Origin of the sequence: Ensifer sp. LC384 (assembly GCF_001695865.1) — a bacterium.
Lineage (GTDB): Bacteria > Pseudomonadota > Alphaproteobacteria > Rhizobiales > Rhizobiaceae > Ensifer.
This window is the reverse complement of sequence record NZ_MBST01000013.1, coordinates 50,626-63,285: the sequence shown is the minus strand read 5'-3', so window position 1 is coordinate 63,285 and position 12,660 is coordinate 50,626. Positions and strand designations below refer to the sequence as shown.

The 12,660-nt window shown below is 63.1% G+C and carries 13 protein-coding genes; 8 read left to right on the top strand and 5 right to left on the bottom strand.

The features are described 5' to 3' along the window. The first annotated feature begins 88 nt into the window (after window positions 1-88). Window positions 89-592, top strand: coding sequence for an Rrf2 family transcriptional regulator (locus BC363_RS12205; RefSeq protein WP_065781358.1), 504 nt, complete (start codon window positions 89-91; stop codon window positions 590-592). A gap of 31 nt (window positions 593-623) precedes the next feature. Continuing rightward, a complete protein-coding gene (locus BC363_RS12200; RefSeq protein WP_065781357.1) occupies window positions 624-1,088 on the top strand; it encodes a carboxymuconolactone decarboxylase family protein in 465 nt (154 codons plus the stop codon). Window positions 1,089-1,154: 66 nt separating this feature from the next. Here the strand turns inward: BC363_RS12200 and BC363_RS12195 are convergent, their stop codons facing one another. Continuing rightward, window positions 1,155-1,790: a YitT family protein gene (locus BC363_RS12195; RefSeq protein ID WP_065781356.1), complete on the bottom strand. Its 636-nt coding sequence runs from the start codon at window positions 1,788-1,790 to the stop codon at window positions 1,155-1,157. 107 nt (window positions 1,791-1,897) lie between these two features. Beyond that, window positions 1,898-2,836 (bottom strand): methyltransferase, encoded by a 939-nt coding sequence (locus BC363_RS12190; RefSeq protein WP_065781355.1) that lies wholly within the window; start codon window positions 2,834-2,836, stop codon window positions 1,898-1,900. Window positions 2,837-2,989: 153 nt separating this feature from the next. On the opposite strand from BC363_RS12190, the gene BC363_RS12185 reads away from it, so the two are divergent. From BC363_RS12185 to BC363_RS12175, 3 genes are all read left to right on the top strand, one after another. Beyond that, the gene (locus tag BC363_RS12185) at window positions 2,990-3,256 is read left to right on the top strand and encodes a DUF6460 domain-containing protein (protein ID WP_065781354.1); all 267 of its coding nucleotides are present in this window, start codon (window positions 2,990-2,992) and stop codon (window positions 3,254-3,256) included. Window positions 3,257-3,258: 2 nt separating this feature from the next. Further along, a complete protein-coding gene (locus BC363_RS12180) occupies window positions 3,259-3,762 on the top strand; it encodes a CAP domain-containing protein (protein WP_065781353.1) in 504 nt (167 codons plus the stop codon). A 327-nt stretch (window positions 3,763-4,089) separates the two neighbouring features. After that, complete coding sequence (locus BC363_RS12175) at window positions 4,090-5,448, top strand: MATE family efflux transporter (RefSeq protein ID WP_065781352.1); 1,359 nt, start codon at window positions 4,090-4,092, stop codon at window positions 5,446-5,448. Here BC363_RS12175 and BC363_RS12170 read toward each other — a convergent pair. Further along, window positions 5,424-6,512, bottom strand: coding sequence for a quinone-dependent dihydroorotate dehydrogenase (locus BC363_RS12170; RefSeq protein WP_065781351.1), 1,089 nt, complete (start codon window positions 6,510-6,512; stop codon window positions 5,424-5,426). The genes BC363_RS12175 and BC363_RS12170 overlap by 25 nt on opposite strands. Then, on the bottom strand, window positions 6,509-6,856 hold the full coding sequence (locus BC363_RS12165; RefSeq protein WP_065781350.1) for a DUF952 domain-containing protein: 348 nt from the start codon (window positions 6,854-6,856) through the stop codon (window positions 6,509-6,511). Before BC363_RS12165 ends, BC363_RS12170 begins: the two co-directional genes overlap by 4 nt. Before the next feature lie 122 nt (window positions 6,857-6,978). On the opposite strand from BC363_RS12165, the gene BC363_RS12160 reads away from it, so the two are divergent. After that, window positions 6,979-7,398, top strand: coding sequence for a hypothetical protein (locus BC363_RS12160; protein WP_065781349.1), 420 nt, complete (start codon window positions 6,979-6,981; stop codon window positions 7,396-7,398). Between the two features lie 77 nt (window positions 7,399-7,475). Continuing rightward, window positions 7,476-8,126, top strand: coding sequence for a response regulator transcription factor (locus tag BC363_RS12155; protein WP_065781348.1), 651 nt, complete (start codon window positions 7,476-7,478; stop codon window positions 8,124-8,126). Window positions 8,127-8,351: 225 nt separating this feature from the next. Here BC363_RS12155 and BC363_RS12150 read toward each other — a convergent pair whose 3' ends face one another. Next, window positions 8,352-11,855: a PAS domain-containing hybrid sensor histidine kinase/response regulator gene (locus BC363_RS12150; protein WP_065781347.1), complete on the bottom strand. Its 3,504-nt coding sequence runs from the start codon at window positions 11,853-11,855 to the stop codon at window positions 8,352-8,354. A 272-nt stretch (window positions 11,856-12,127) separates the two neighbouring features. On the opposite strand from BC363_RS12150, the gene mscL reads away from it, so the two are divergent. Continuing rightward, window positions 12,128-12,556: a large conductance mechanosensitive channel protein MscL gene (mscL, locus tag BC363_RS12145; protein ID WP_065781346.1), complete on the top strand. Its 429-nt coding sequence runs from the start codon at window positions 12,128-12,130 to the stop codon at window positions 12,554-12,556. The last annotated feature ends 104 nt before the right edge of the window (window positions 12,557-12,660 follow it).

Sequence of the window (12,660 nt, the reverse complement as noted above, 5' to 3'; positions counted from 1 at the left end):
GAGAAGCCCGCCTGATCGGCGATCCGCACGGCGATTGACTCGTCGTCAAATCATGGATAAAAGATATCCACGATTAGGGAGAAGGCGAATGAAACTCGGGGACGGTGTCGAGCAGGCGATCCACAGTGTGACGATGCTGAGCTGTCTTCAGCCCGGCAGCACGCTGTCGGCGGCGGCGCTTGCCGAATTTCACGGGGTTTCCGTGAGCTATCTGTTGAAGCACCTGCAGGCGATGTCCGGGGCAGGGCTGCTCGAAGCCGTGCCCGGCCCGAAGGGCGGCTACCGTCTTGCCCGAACGCCGGAAAAGATCAGCCTGCTCGATATCGTGCTTGCGGTTGAAGGGCCGGAGCCGGCGTTCCGCTGCAACGAGATCCGGCTGCGCGGCCCCAATCCCTATGCCTGCAAGCCGAAGGCACCGTGCACGATCAACGTCGCGATGCTGAAAGCCGAGCAGGCCTACCGCGCCGAGCTGCAGCGCGTGACCATTGCCGACATCATGGACGACCTCAGCGCCAAGGACGACGGCAGCGTCGCGGCGCGAACCAATACTTTTCTGGCGGTCAACGAACGCAAGTCGGCCGCCGGCGCCTGAAACTCTAAGCCCCCACCTGAAGGAGAAGACCATGCATCCGCGTTTGAACCCCGTCAAAGCCGCCCCCGATGCATACAAGGCTGCGGCAGCCTTCGAAAGCTACATCGTCAAGGAATCGGGGCTGGACCCGCGCCTGATCCACCTGATCAAGCTGCGCGCCTCGCAGATCAACGGCTGTGCCTATTGCATCGACATGCATGTGAAGGAGGCGCGTCATACGGGCCTCAGCGAGCAATGGATCCACCTGATCTGCGCCTGGCGCGAATCGCCGATCTACGACGCCCGCGAACGTGCGGTATTGGCCTGGACCGAAGCGCTCACCAACCTTGCCCAGACCGGTGCGCCCGACGCCGACTTCGAGCCCTTGAGGGAGCATTTCAACGAGGCGGAGATCACCAAGATCACCATGGCGATCGGCGTCATCAATGTCTGGAACCGGGTCGCCGTCGGCCTGCGGTCGCAGCATCCGGTCGACGCACCGGCAAAGGCCGCCTGATATCGCCAGGGATCGAACGACGACAAAGCCCCGGACATGAATGCCGGGGCTTTGCGTTCCGGCGTCTCAGAGTGCGATGTAACGATCGGCGCGGTGGTTGATGGCCACGAACAGGTTGAGGACGACCGCGCCGAGCACCGACCAGGCGACGACCGTAGGGGTCGTGACGCCGAAGGCAGCGACCAGCACGACCATGTCGATGGCAAGCTGCACCAGCCCGGCGCGAACGCCGAAACGCTCCTGCAGGTAGATGCCGAGAATGCCGACGCCGCCGAGGCTCGCGCGGTGGCGGTAGAGCGCCAGGAGACCGTAGCCGAGAAGCAGGCCGCCGATGAGCGCCGCCCAGGCCGGGTGGATATCGCCGATGTGGAACAGGCGCGACTGGATGTCGGTGAGGAACGAGGTCACGCCGATTGCGATGAAGGTTTTGACGGTGAAGGCCGGCCCAAGCCGCTTCAGCGAGAGATAGAAGAACGGCAGGTTGAGCAGGAAGAAGGCGAGGCCGAAGTTCACGCCGGTCGCGTAATGCAGCAGGAAGGCGACGCCGGCGGTGCTGCCGGTGAGCAGGCCGGCGCTTGCCAGGAAATAAAGGCCGAGCGCGGCGATCAGGCTGCCGGAGAAGATGCCCTGCAGGTCCTCGATCGGCGTGTGCCGGGTCGGGCTGGTGTTCCAAAGACCGAAAACGCTGCTGCTCTGAGCCATGGCAAAACCTCGATTGCGATGCGCCAAGCAATGCTGCAACGCACAAAAACAATCAAGAAAAATATGTCAGCAATGCTGACATAATTCTGCGTACCAGCCCTGCGTTTTTAAGCAGGCTTGCGGGCGAGAAACAGGATGCCCGAGACCGGCTTCCCGGCATCCATGCGGATGACGGTGCGCTCGACGGCCACCATGTCCAGGCCGTGGGATGCGAGAAGGTCGCGGATATAGGCCTCGCTATGAGCGTAGCGCAGCGACGGGCGCAGGACGAAACCGTCGTCTGCGCCTGCGTCCTCCACCGAGAAGGCAAACAGGCCCTGGCTGGAAAGCAGCGCGCCGACGATCTCGGCGACGCCATCAAGGCTGCCGAGATACATCAGCACGTCGGCGGCGCTGACGAGATCGGCGCGAGCCGCGGCAAAGTTGCCGAACACACCCGATTGTTCAGGAGGCAACGACAGGTCGGCTCGCGCCAGCCGGTCATAGATGGCCTTCGTCTCCGCCTTCACCAGCATGTTGGCGGAAATATCGAAGCCTTCGAGAAACGCCGCGCGCTCGCGGATGCGCTCGCCGAACAGGCCGGTGCCGCAACCGAGATCGACGACATGCTCGAAATGCGCGCCCGCCGTTGACTTCTCGATCAGCGCAGCGAGCTTTTCCGGGACGCTGTAATCGAGCTTCTCCACCAGCGCGTGGTCGAAGCGGTCGGCGTAGTCGTCGAAAAGCCGCTCGACATAGAGGCTCGGCGGCTGTTCCGGCACCTCGGTGGCGCCCAGCAGCGCCAGCTTCAGGCCGGCGCCGAAAATGTCCTTCGGGTTGAGGCGCAAGGTTTTGCGCAGCGCGTCGATTGCCGCCTCTTTCCGGCCCGATTTTTCCTCATAGTCCGCCAGCCGGAACCAGCCGGCAGCCCATTCAGGAACACGCTCGAGCGCCTGGGCCATGAGATCGGCCGCGCTCTCGGGCTCGCCGGCTTCGGCAAGCATTTTTGCGTAGTCGGCGCGGCGATCGGCGATCAGGTCGCCGGAGGAGAGCTGGTTGAGCGTCATCAATGTGAGATGTTGGTTGCGATCAGCGCTTCTGACGCCGGACCGGGCAAAACACAAGCGGAATCTGCAAGCCGGGCACCAGCCCGCCTTTTGCGGTGACTTGCGAGGGTGCGAATGGCAGCTTATGTGAAGGGAAACAGGAGTATTTCGCCGATGTCGGACGGAGTGAACAGATTTTTGGGGGATTCGCCGCTGCGCGTCCTCGTCAAGCTCGTCGTGGTGTCGATCCTCGTCGGGTTCGTCATGACCGTTTTCGGCTGGTATCCCGCCGACATCTATTTCGGCATCCGCAACTTCCTGCTCGACCTCTGGCACACGGGCTTTTCCGCTCTCGGCCGGGTCGGCGACTACCTGCTGCTCGGTGCTGCGATCGTCATTCCCGCCTTCCTCATCCTGCGTGTCATGAGCTACCGGCGTTGAGCATGAAGGATCAGCTTTTCTTCATCGAGCGGCGCGGCTTTCTGCGCGCCGGCGCCGTCCTTTCGCTAGGCGTGCTCGCCGGCTGCACGACATCCAATGTGCTGACGCCCGGAAGCGGCACCGGCAGCGACCAGACCGAGGCGAGCCTCGGCCATGTCAACGCCCTGCGCAAGAACAAGGGCCTGTCGCCGCTGGTGGCGGACAAGGCGGCCTCCGTCGCCGCCATGAGCCAGGCGGCCAGAATGGCCAAGGTCGGCAAGATGCAGCACCTGATCGGCTGGAGCGACAGTTTCTACGACAGGATGAAAAGCCAGGGCGTGACGCTGCCGGCCGCCGAAAACATCGCCATGGGCCAGGACGACGCCGAACGCGCCTATGACGCCTGGTACAAATCACCGAAGCATCTGGAAAACATGCTCGGCACCTATCGCGGTCTCGGCGTGGCCGTGGCGCAGAACGCGGCTTCGGGGAACCGGCCCTATTGGGCCATGGTGCTGGCGGGCTAAAGGCGCGCCACCTACGTCTCAATGAGCCCCTCATCCGGCCTGCCGGCCACCTTACTCCCCGCACGCGGGGAGAAGGAAATCCGCCGCACTCGCTCGAACCTACAATTACCGTTCTCGACGTCGTGTTGTTTGGCGACAGCGGATGCGAAATGATGTTTCTGCGGCTGATGCACGTCCCCTCTCCCCGCAGGCGGGGAGAGCGTTAGCGGTGAGGGGGCCCTTGCGGCGCCGAGGCATCGATTGCTGTGACCGCCCGCAGCACCTTGCGTCCACCTATCCTTCTTCCCTAAAACGGTCGTCACTCACCCATCACGCCGGGACCGTTCGATGACCGCCGCTTCTCCCGCTTCGCCGAGCGATCCCGCCGGCCCCTTCCACGTCACACATCGTCTGATCCTGGCGATCGCGCTGCCGATGACGCTGGGCTTTCTCACCACGCCGTTGCTCGGCCTCGTCGGTACGGCGGTTGTCGGTCGCATGGGCAAGGCGACGCTGCTGGCCGGGCTTGCGGTCGGCGCCGTGATGTTCGACCTGATCTTCACCACCTTCAATTTCTTGCGCGCCGCCACGACCGGCCTTGTCGCGCAGGCCTATGGAAGGGGCGACCGGTGCGAACAGCAGGCCGTCTTCTGGCGCTCGCTGGTGATCGCGCTGGTGGCCGGTGTCGCGCTCGTCGCCCTGTCGCCGCTTCTTCTTGCCGGTGGTCTCTGGTTGATGGGCCCGCCAGCGGAAGTGGAGGCCGTGACCCGCACCTATTTTCTCTGGCGTATCCTGTCCGGTCCGGCGGCCCTTGCCAATTACGCCATCCTCGGCTTCGTGCTCGGGCGTGGCGAAGGCACGATCGGTCTGATGCTGCAGACGCTGATCAACGGCATCAACATCGTACTGTCGATCCTGCTCGGGTTGGTCTTCGGCTGGGGTGTCGCCGGCGTTGCGATTGCAACTGTCACCGGCGAGGTGATTGGCGCCTTGGCCGGTTTTGCCATCGTCTACGGTCGTTTCGACCGGAAAGACGCGCCAAGCTGGGCGATGATCTTCGATCGCCAACGGCTGAGACCGCTGTTCGGGCTCAACCGCGATATCATGATCCGCTCCTTTGTGCTGCTTGCCGCCTTCACGCTGATGACGCGCATCGGCACGGCCTTCGGCCCGGTGACATTGGCAGCAAACGCGGTGCTGATGACCATCTTTCTGGTGGCCGGCTACTATCTCGATGGTCTTGCCAATGCGGCCGAGCAGCTGATCGGTCGCTCGATCGGCGCGCATTACCGTCCGGCCTTCGATCGGGCTCTGAAGCTGACGGCCGCCTGGTCGTTCGGCCTTGCCGCCCTGACGACCGTGGCGTTCCTGCTCTTCGGCAGCGGGCTTGTCGACCTGCTGACGACGTCGCCGGATGTCCGCACGGTGGCCTACGAGTATCTGCCTTGGGCGGCGCTGACGGCGATGACCGGCGCGCTCGCCTTCCTGATGGATGGCGTTTTCATCGGCGCCACCTGGTCGCGCGAGATGCGCAACATGATGCTGGCGGCCTTTGGCGGATATGTCGCCGCGCTGGCGATCCTTGTCCCCGCCTTCGGCAATCACGGCCTATGGGCGGGGCTCAACCTGTTTCTTTTGATGCGCGGCCTGTTCCTGCTCGCCAGAATTCCGGCGAAGGCGGGTCAGGCCTTTCGCTCGGCCCAGTAGTCGAGGCGGCTGTCACGAAGGTCGCGGATCGACGTCAGCCCTTCGCGATCGCAGAGATCGGAAAGTCCGCGCACGATCCGGCCGGGCAGGGCAGGGCCCTCATAGACCATGCAGGAATAGAGCTGCACCAGATCGGCGCCGGCACGGATCTTTTCTGCAGCCGTTTCAGCCGAGCTGACGCCGCCGACGCCGATGATCGGCAGATCCGGACCGACGCGCTTGCGCATCCGGGCAAGCACCGCCGTCGATTTCTCGAAAAGCGGTTTGCCGGAAAGGCCGCCCGCTTCCTTTGCCTGGGCCTGGTCTTTGAGGCCGTCGCGCGAAAGCGTCGTGTTTGACACGATGAGACCGTCGAGCTTATGCGCCAGAACCTCGGCCGCGATGTCGTCCATGCCTTCCTCGGTCAGATCGGGCGCGATCTTGAGGAACACGGGTACGACCTTGCCGCTGCGGGATGCCTCTTCGTCGCGCGCGGCAAGCACGGCCGACAGCAGCGCGGCCAGGCTCTCGCGCGCCTGCAGGTCGCGAAGGCCGGGCGTATTGGGCGAGGAGATGTTGGCGGTGAAATACTTGGCCACCGAATAGAAGGTATGGATGCCGCTGACATAGTCGCCGATGCGGTCGGCGCTGTCCTTGTTGGCGCCGATATTGACGCCGATCAGCGCATCGCGCGAGCAGGCCTTCAGACGCGCCAAGGCTGCGCCATGGCCCTCATTGTTGAAGCCGAGGCGGTTGATCACCGCTTCGTCTTCCACCAGGCGGAAGATGCGCGGCTTGTCGTTGCCCGATTGCGGGCGCGGCGTCACGGTGCCGATTTCGGTAAAGCCGAAGCCGATCTTCAAGAGCGCTTCCGGCACTTCGGCATTCTTGTCGTAACCGGCAGCCATGCCGAGCGGATTGGGGAAGGTGAGGCCGGCGATGGTCTGGGCGAGCCGCTTGTCCTGCCTGGTCGGACAACCCGGCACGAGGCCGGTTTTCAACGCCTTGATCGACAGGCCGTGGGCGGCTTCCGGATCGAAGAGGAAAAGCCCGCGGCGGGCGAGGCTGGCAAAAGGATTGTTCATGCGTCGAGTTCCGGGAAGACGTGAAGGCCATCCGCGCCAAGCGGCAGCGGCTTTTCCCACAAGACGGCCGAAAGGAACAGCGGTGCGTAGAGATGCGGGAAGAGGGCGCCGCCGCGTGACGGCTCATAAACCAGCTCTTCGCCCAGCGCATCGCCATCGACCGCGATCAGCAGCAGGCCTTCCTGCCCTTCGAAGTGGCGGGCGGCGGTTTCAATCGCCTGTTCGCCCGTCGAAAAATGGATGAAGCCGTCGGCAAGGTCGACGGGCGCTCCATCGAAACGGCCGGTGCGCTTGGCTTCCTGCCATAGTGCGGCCGGAACGATCTTGTATATGATTGAGCTCATGATGCCCGCTTATCCGTCGTGATGTTCTGTCGTGGCCTTGCCGCAAATATCGGCGATTGTCCATTGCTGAAGGTCGTTCACCGGCGGATTTCCGCCCGCATGTCCGCAACGGAGAGGAAATCATGAAAAGAGCAATCGCAGTTCTGCTGATCGGTGCCGGCCTTGGCCTTGCCGGAGGCGCGTGCGCCCAGGAACCGGCTCCAGGTCGCTACAGCATGCAGAAGTCCGAGACCGGCATTGCCCGGCTCGACACCCAGACCGGCGAGGTCTCGCTCTGCCAGGAGAGGGATGGCCAGCTCGTCTGCCGCATGGCCGCCGATGAGCGCACAGCCTTCGAGCTGGAGATCGATCTCCTGACCAAGCGGGTGGAAGCGCTGGAAAAGGCTGTCGAATCCGGTGGAGCCGTCGCAAAACCGGACCTTCCGACCGATGAAGAGATTGACCGGACAATGGGCATCATGGAAAGAATGATGCGCAAGTTCATGGATATCGTGAAGGATCTTGAAGGCAGCAGCGACGGAGCGTCGCCGCAGAAGACCTGAGGGGTCGGACGGACCGTGCGGCTGCGACCGACGTTTGGAGGCGTTGGTTGTAGCCGAAGCTCTTGGGAGGGAGCGACATGACGCCGGACATGACCATCATCATCGCAGACGATCACCCGCTGTTTCGCGGCGCCATGCGGCAGGCATTGAGCGGCATGGCCGGCGCGCCTGGTATCGTTGAAGCCGGCGATTTCGCCGCCGCGCGCAAGGCCGCCGCCGATTGTCCCGACGCCGACCTGATGCTGCTCGACCTGACCATGCCTGGTGTCAGCGGCCTTTCGGGCCTGATCGCGCTTCGCGCCGAATTTCCAAGCCTGCCGGTCATGGTGGTTTCCGCCCATGACGATCCGGCGACGATCCACCGGGCGCTCGATCTTGGCGCCTCCGGCTTCCTGTCGAAATCGGCGGGGATCGAGGAGATCCGCAACGGCATCGAGAAAGTCATGGCCGGCGAAGTCTTCGTGCCGGCCGGCTACGATCAGGGGCAGGAATACGAGCCCGAGGTCGCCGATCTCCTGCAGCGGCTGCAGACACTGACGCCGCAGCAATCGCGCGTGCTCAGCATGCTTGGCGAGGGCCTGCTCAACAAGCAGATTGCCTACGAGTTAGGAGTCTCCGAGGCCACCATCAAGGCGCATGTGTCGGCCATCCTGCTGAAGCTCAATGTCGACAGCCGCACGCAGGCGGTCATCCAGCTTTCGAAGATCGGCACGGTGGCCGCCGCCTGAAGCAAGACCTTCTCGATGACCACTGCATAATTCCTTAAATCGGAATCGATTTAAGGAGAAAATTATGCAGCAGATTTAAGGCGTTACAGCGTCCTTTGCGCGTCATATTTGACGCGCGGCGCTGTAGAGCGTTTCCGGTTTAAACGGAACCGCAGAAACGCTCTATCTCTTTGTTTCTACGCATTCCCTGACGGAAAACCGCTTCGCACTTTTCCTGGAAATGTTCTATTCCGCGGCCGCCTTTGCCGTCGTCGAGAGTTGGGTAAGCCATGCCCGCATCGCGGCGGGACGAACCGGCTTGTTCTGCAGGCCGACGCCGTCCCGCTCCGCCGCTCCGCGCACTTCCGGCGACCGGTCGGCAGTCACCAGCAATGCCGGTATGTTTTCACCGAACAGTGCCCGGATGCGCGCGATCGCGTCAATGCCGGTGCCGTCGTCGAGATGGTAGTCGGCAATGATGGCGTGCGGACGCGCCTGGGCGGACGTCGACATCTCGGTGCAGGCGGCAAGCGATTCCGCTGTCGTGACGATACAGCCCCAGCCCGACAGCAGCACCCGCATGCCTTCGATGATGCGCGGCTCGTTGTCGATGCAGAGCACGCGCAGGCCGTTGAGTGCCTCGCTGGCCTTGGTCGTCGGCACTGGCCCTGCGGCCACGCGCTCGCCGGCATTCGCGTCGAGCGGCACCGTGACCTTGAAGCCGGTGCCCTTGCCGGGCTTCGACTGTAGGCTGACGGGATGATTGAGCACACGAGAAATTCGATCGACGATGGAAAGCCCGAGACCGAGGCCCGACGCGGTGCGGACGCCTTCGTCGAGCCGCGCGAATTCCTTGAAGACGGTCCTGAATTTCGATGACGGGATGCCGATGCCGGAATCGAGTACCTCGATCGTCGCCATCTTGCCGCGTCGGCGCACGCCAACCAGCACCTTGCCTCCGAGCGTGTATTTGACGGCGTTCGACACGAGGTTCTGCACGACACGCCTGAGCAGGTTCGGGTCCGTGCGCACCACCAGCGACGTCGGCATGACGACGAGTTCGAGATCCTTCGCCCGTGCCATCGGTGCAAAGTCGGTCTCGACGCGGCGCAGCAGGTCGTTGAGAGGCACGGACTGCAGGCGCGCCTTCATCGCCCCGGTATCGAGGCGGGAGATATCGAGCACGGCGCCGAGAATGGCTTCCACCGACTCCAGCGAGGAGTCGATGTTTTCCACCAGCGTGCTGTTGTCCGATTCCCCCAGCCGCTCCACCAGCGAGGACGAGTAGAGGCGAGCGGCATTGAGCGGCTGCAGGATGTCGTGGCCGGCGGCGGCGAAGAAACGTGTCTTGCCGATATTGGCCTCTTCGGCGGCGGCGCGCGCCTCGGCCAGTTCATGGTTCACGCGCGTCAGTTCGCCGGTGCGCTCGGCCACGCGAAGCTCCAGCGTTTCGTTCGCCTGCTTGAGTGCCATGTCGGCCGCAACGCGCTGGGTGATGTCGGTATAGGTCGTGACGATGCCCTTGTCCGGCATGGCGTTGGTGCGCACTTCGATGATGTGCTGGCGGTTTCCAAGCTCCAGCAGGAACGGCTTGTCGAGCGTCAGGAAGTTGGCGATCAGCCGCTTCTCGTCCTCTTTGCGAATGTCGCCCCGCTTGGTCAGGATCGCAACGATGTCGGCAAGCGGGAAACCCACCTGACCGGCGGCCTCCGGCAGCTCAAGCAATTGCCGGAAGCGCCGGTTCCAGATGATCAGGTTGTTGGCATTGTCGAAGACGGCAATGCCCTGGTCCATCTGCGAAAGCGCGGTCTGCAGCATGTCCTGATTGTATTGCAGCGCTTCGCTTGCCTGGTCGAGCAGCCAGGCGGTATCCGACGACGTGTCGTCGACCCGCTGCAGCACCAGCGAAAAGACGAGACGGGCCGAGGACGATCCGATGGCGCTGCCGAGCAGTTGTTCTGAAAAATGCACCAGCGCCATGTCGGCCTGCGCGTTGTCGTCGAGCCAGCGGCCGGACTGGCGCTCATAGGTATGGAACGAACGCTGCATGCGCTCATCACCCATGTAGCGGGCGATCGTCGCCTTGAGGTCGCGAACGGTGACCTTCGTCTTGCGGCCGCGAAACGCTCTTTCGCTGCGCGAGCGTCGGGTGATGAAGACCCCGGCCTGGAAACGTTCCAGCGGTTTTGGTGCGCGGGTGAGCGAGGCGAGCACGTAGGTGGTCAGATTGACGAGCAGGCTGAGGGTGGTGGCGTTGACCAGCGGATCGGCGTTAGGCCCGGAGAAGACGTCGGTGAAAGGCAAGAGGAAGCTTAGGACCGTCGTTGCGACATGCGAATTGTCCGGCCCGCCGAGGCTTGGCAGGAAAAGCAGATAGGCCCAGACGAAGAAGCCCGAGACCATGCCGGTGATCGCGCCGCGGGCATTGGCCTGCCGCCAGACGAGGCCGCCGAGCAGCGATGGCGCCATCTGCGAAATGGCAACGAAGGAGAGGAGGCCGAGCGAGGCGAGGCCAGCGCTGATATCGGCCGAGCGGTAATAGGCATAACCGAGCAGCAGCACGACGAAGATCGCCGTGCGGCGAATGTTGAGCAGCGTGCCAGCGAGGTTTTCCTGCAGCCCGCCACGCTGGCCGAGATTGCGGCGCAGGAAAACCGGCATGACGATGTCGTTGGAGATCATGATCGACAACGCCACGGAAGCGACGATGACCATGGCGGTCGCTGCCGAAAAGCCGCCGATGAAGGTGATCAGCGTCAGCAGCGGCAGGCCGTTGGCGAGCGGCAGCGTCAGCAGGTAGAGGTCGGCGTCGCCGGATCCCGAGAAGGTCAGGATACCGGCAATCGCGATCGGCAGAACGAAGAGATTGATGGCGACGAGATAGAGCGGAAAGAGAATCCCGGCGGTGCGTAACTCGCCTTCGGTGCGGTTCTCGACGACGGTAACGTGAAACTGCCGCGGCAGCATGATGATCGCAAAGGCCGATGTAACGATCAGCAGGATCCAGCGCGCGATCGGGGTTTCATAAGAGAGCGCCTGTTCGACCGCCGGGCTCTGCTGGGCGAGTGTCCACAGATGCGTCGGCCCGTCGAAAATCACGAAGACGATGTAGAGGCCGGCGGTGATCAGCGCCACCAGCTTGACGACCGATTCCATCGCGATCGCGAGGATCAGGCCGTCCTGATGTTCGGTCGCGTCCGTATGGCGCGTACCGAAGACGATGGCGAAGCACGCGAGGAACAGGGTGACGAGAAGCGGCAGCTCGATGAAGCTTTGCCCGGCGCCGATGCCGTAATCGCTGGTGTTGATCATCGCCGCGACCGAGCTGGAGATCGCCTTCAGCTGCAGCGCGATATAGGGCACGGCGCCCACCAGCGAGATCAGCGCGACGATCGCCGCAACCGCCGGGTTCTTGCCGTAGCGCGCCGCGATGAAGTCGGCGACGGAGGTCAGCTTTTCGGTCTTGGCGAGCCGGATGATCTTGCGGATCAGCGGCATGCCGAGTGTGAACATCAGGATCGGACCGATATAGATGCCGGTGAACTCGAGGCCGCGCTCGGCCGCAAGACCGATGCCACCGAAATAGGTCCAGGACGTGCAATAGATCGCAAGGCTCAGCGCATAGACCAGCGGCCTGCCTTTGACCGCAGTGCTTTTCCTCCTGGCCCGCCGGTCGCCGTAGCTTGCGACTGCGAAAAGCAGCAGCAGATAGGCGAAGGCTGACGCGAAGATGACCGAACCCGAGAGCATGCCTCATTCCTCCAAGGGCAAGCATAGGCCAACTGCAAGAGGTTGAGAATTGCCTCGGGCATCAGTCTTAAGTTCAAGACCGTGCTGCAGAAAGTCCGCGAGTTGTGGTTGCGGTCAGGCGCCGCTCGCTGTCGGGCAACTCGCTTGCATGCGATTTGATCAAAGGCAAAGAAAGGTTTCCTCGTTGCTCGCTTTGGTTTAGTTTCCGTCAACGGTTGCAGCGCGGGACAGCGCCGGCGGTCGCTTTCAACGGGGATGATACGGAGAGACGCATGCTGAATGAGTTCAAGGAGTTTATTGCCCGCGGGAATGTCATGGATCTCGCGGTGGGTGTGATCATCGGTGCCGCTTTCAGCAAGATCGTCACGTCGGTCGTCGAAGACCTGGTGATGCCCATCGTCGGTGCGCTGACCGGCGGCGGTTTCGATTTCTCCAACTACTTCCTGCCGCTCTCGGCCAACGTGACGGCGACGTCTCTCGCCGCTGCCCGCCAGCAGGGTGCTGTCTTTGCCTACGGCAACTTCATCACCGTCCTCATCAACTTCCTGATCCTCGCCTGGATCATCTTCCTGATGATCAAGGTGGTGAACCGCGTGCGCGCATCGGTCGAAAAGCAGAAGCAATCCGAACCGGCCGCCCCGCCGCCGGAAGATGTCCGGCTGCTTTCGGAAATTCGCGACCTCTTGAAGCAGCGCGCCTGAGTTTCCCCTTCCCGCGGGCTCCGGCGTCGGCCGGCGCCCGCGAAACATCACAGAAATCAATAAACCGGTCAGATAAAGTCGCGTGATCGCCGATGCGAAAGCGG

Excerpts from the sequence above, each read along its gene's own strand:
- BC363_RS12205 (WP_065781358.1), top strand. The coding sequence starts at position 89 with ATGAAACTCGGGGACGGTGTCGAGCAGGCGATCCACAGTGTGACGATG.
- BC363_RS12200 (WP_065781357.1), top strand. The coding sequence starts at position 624 with ATGCATCCGCGTTTGAACCCCGTCAAAGCCGCCCCCGATGCATACAAG.
- BC363_RS12195 (WP_065781356.1), bottom strand. The coding sequence starts at position 1,790 with ATGGCTCAGAGCAGCAGCGTTTTCGGTCTTTGGAACACCAGCCCGACC.
- BC363_RS12190 (WP_065781355.1), bottom strand. The coding sequence starts at position 2,836 with ATGACGCTCAACCAGCTCTCCTCCGGCGACCTGATCGCCGATCGCCGC.
- BC363_RS12185 (WP_065781354.1), top strand. The coding sequence starts at position 2,990 with ATGTCGGACGGAGTGAACAGATTTTTGGGGGATTCGCCGCTGCGCGTC.
- BC363_RS12180 (WP_065781353.1), top strand. The coding sequence starts at position 3,259 with ATGAAGGATCAGCTTTTCTTCATCGAGCGGCGCGGCTTTCTGCGCGCC.
- BC363_RS12175 (WP_065781352.1), top strand. The coding sequence starts at position 4,090 with ATGACCGCCGCTTCTCCCGCTTCGCCGAGCGATCCCGCCGGCCCCTTC.
- BC363_RS12170 (WP_065781351.1), bottom strand. The coding sequence starts at position 6,512 with ATGAACAATCCTTTTGCCAGCCTCGCCCGCCGCGGGCTTTTCCTCTTC.
- BC363_RS12165 (WP_065781350.1), bottom strand. The coding sequence starts at position 6,856 with ATGAGCTCAATCATATACAAGATCGTTCCGGCCGCACTATGGCAGGAA.
- BC363_RS12160 (WP_065781349.1), top strand. The coding sequence starts at position 6,979 with ATGAAAAGAGCAATCGCAGTTCTGCTGATCGGTGCCGGCCTTGGCCTT.
- BC363_RS12155 (WP_065781348.1), top strand. The coding sequence starts at position 7,476 with ATGACGCCGGACATGACCATCATCATCGCAGACGATCACCCGCTGTTT.
- BC363_RS12150 (WP_065781347.1), bottom strand. The coding sequence starts at position 11,855 with ATGCTCTCGGGTTCGGTCATCTTCGCGTCAGCCTTCGCCTATCTGCTG.
- mscL (WP_065781346.1), top strand. The coding sequence starts at position 12,128 with ATGCTGAATGAGTTCAAGGAGTTTATTGCCCGCGGGAATGTCATGGAT.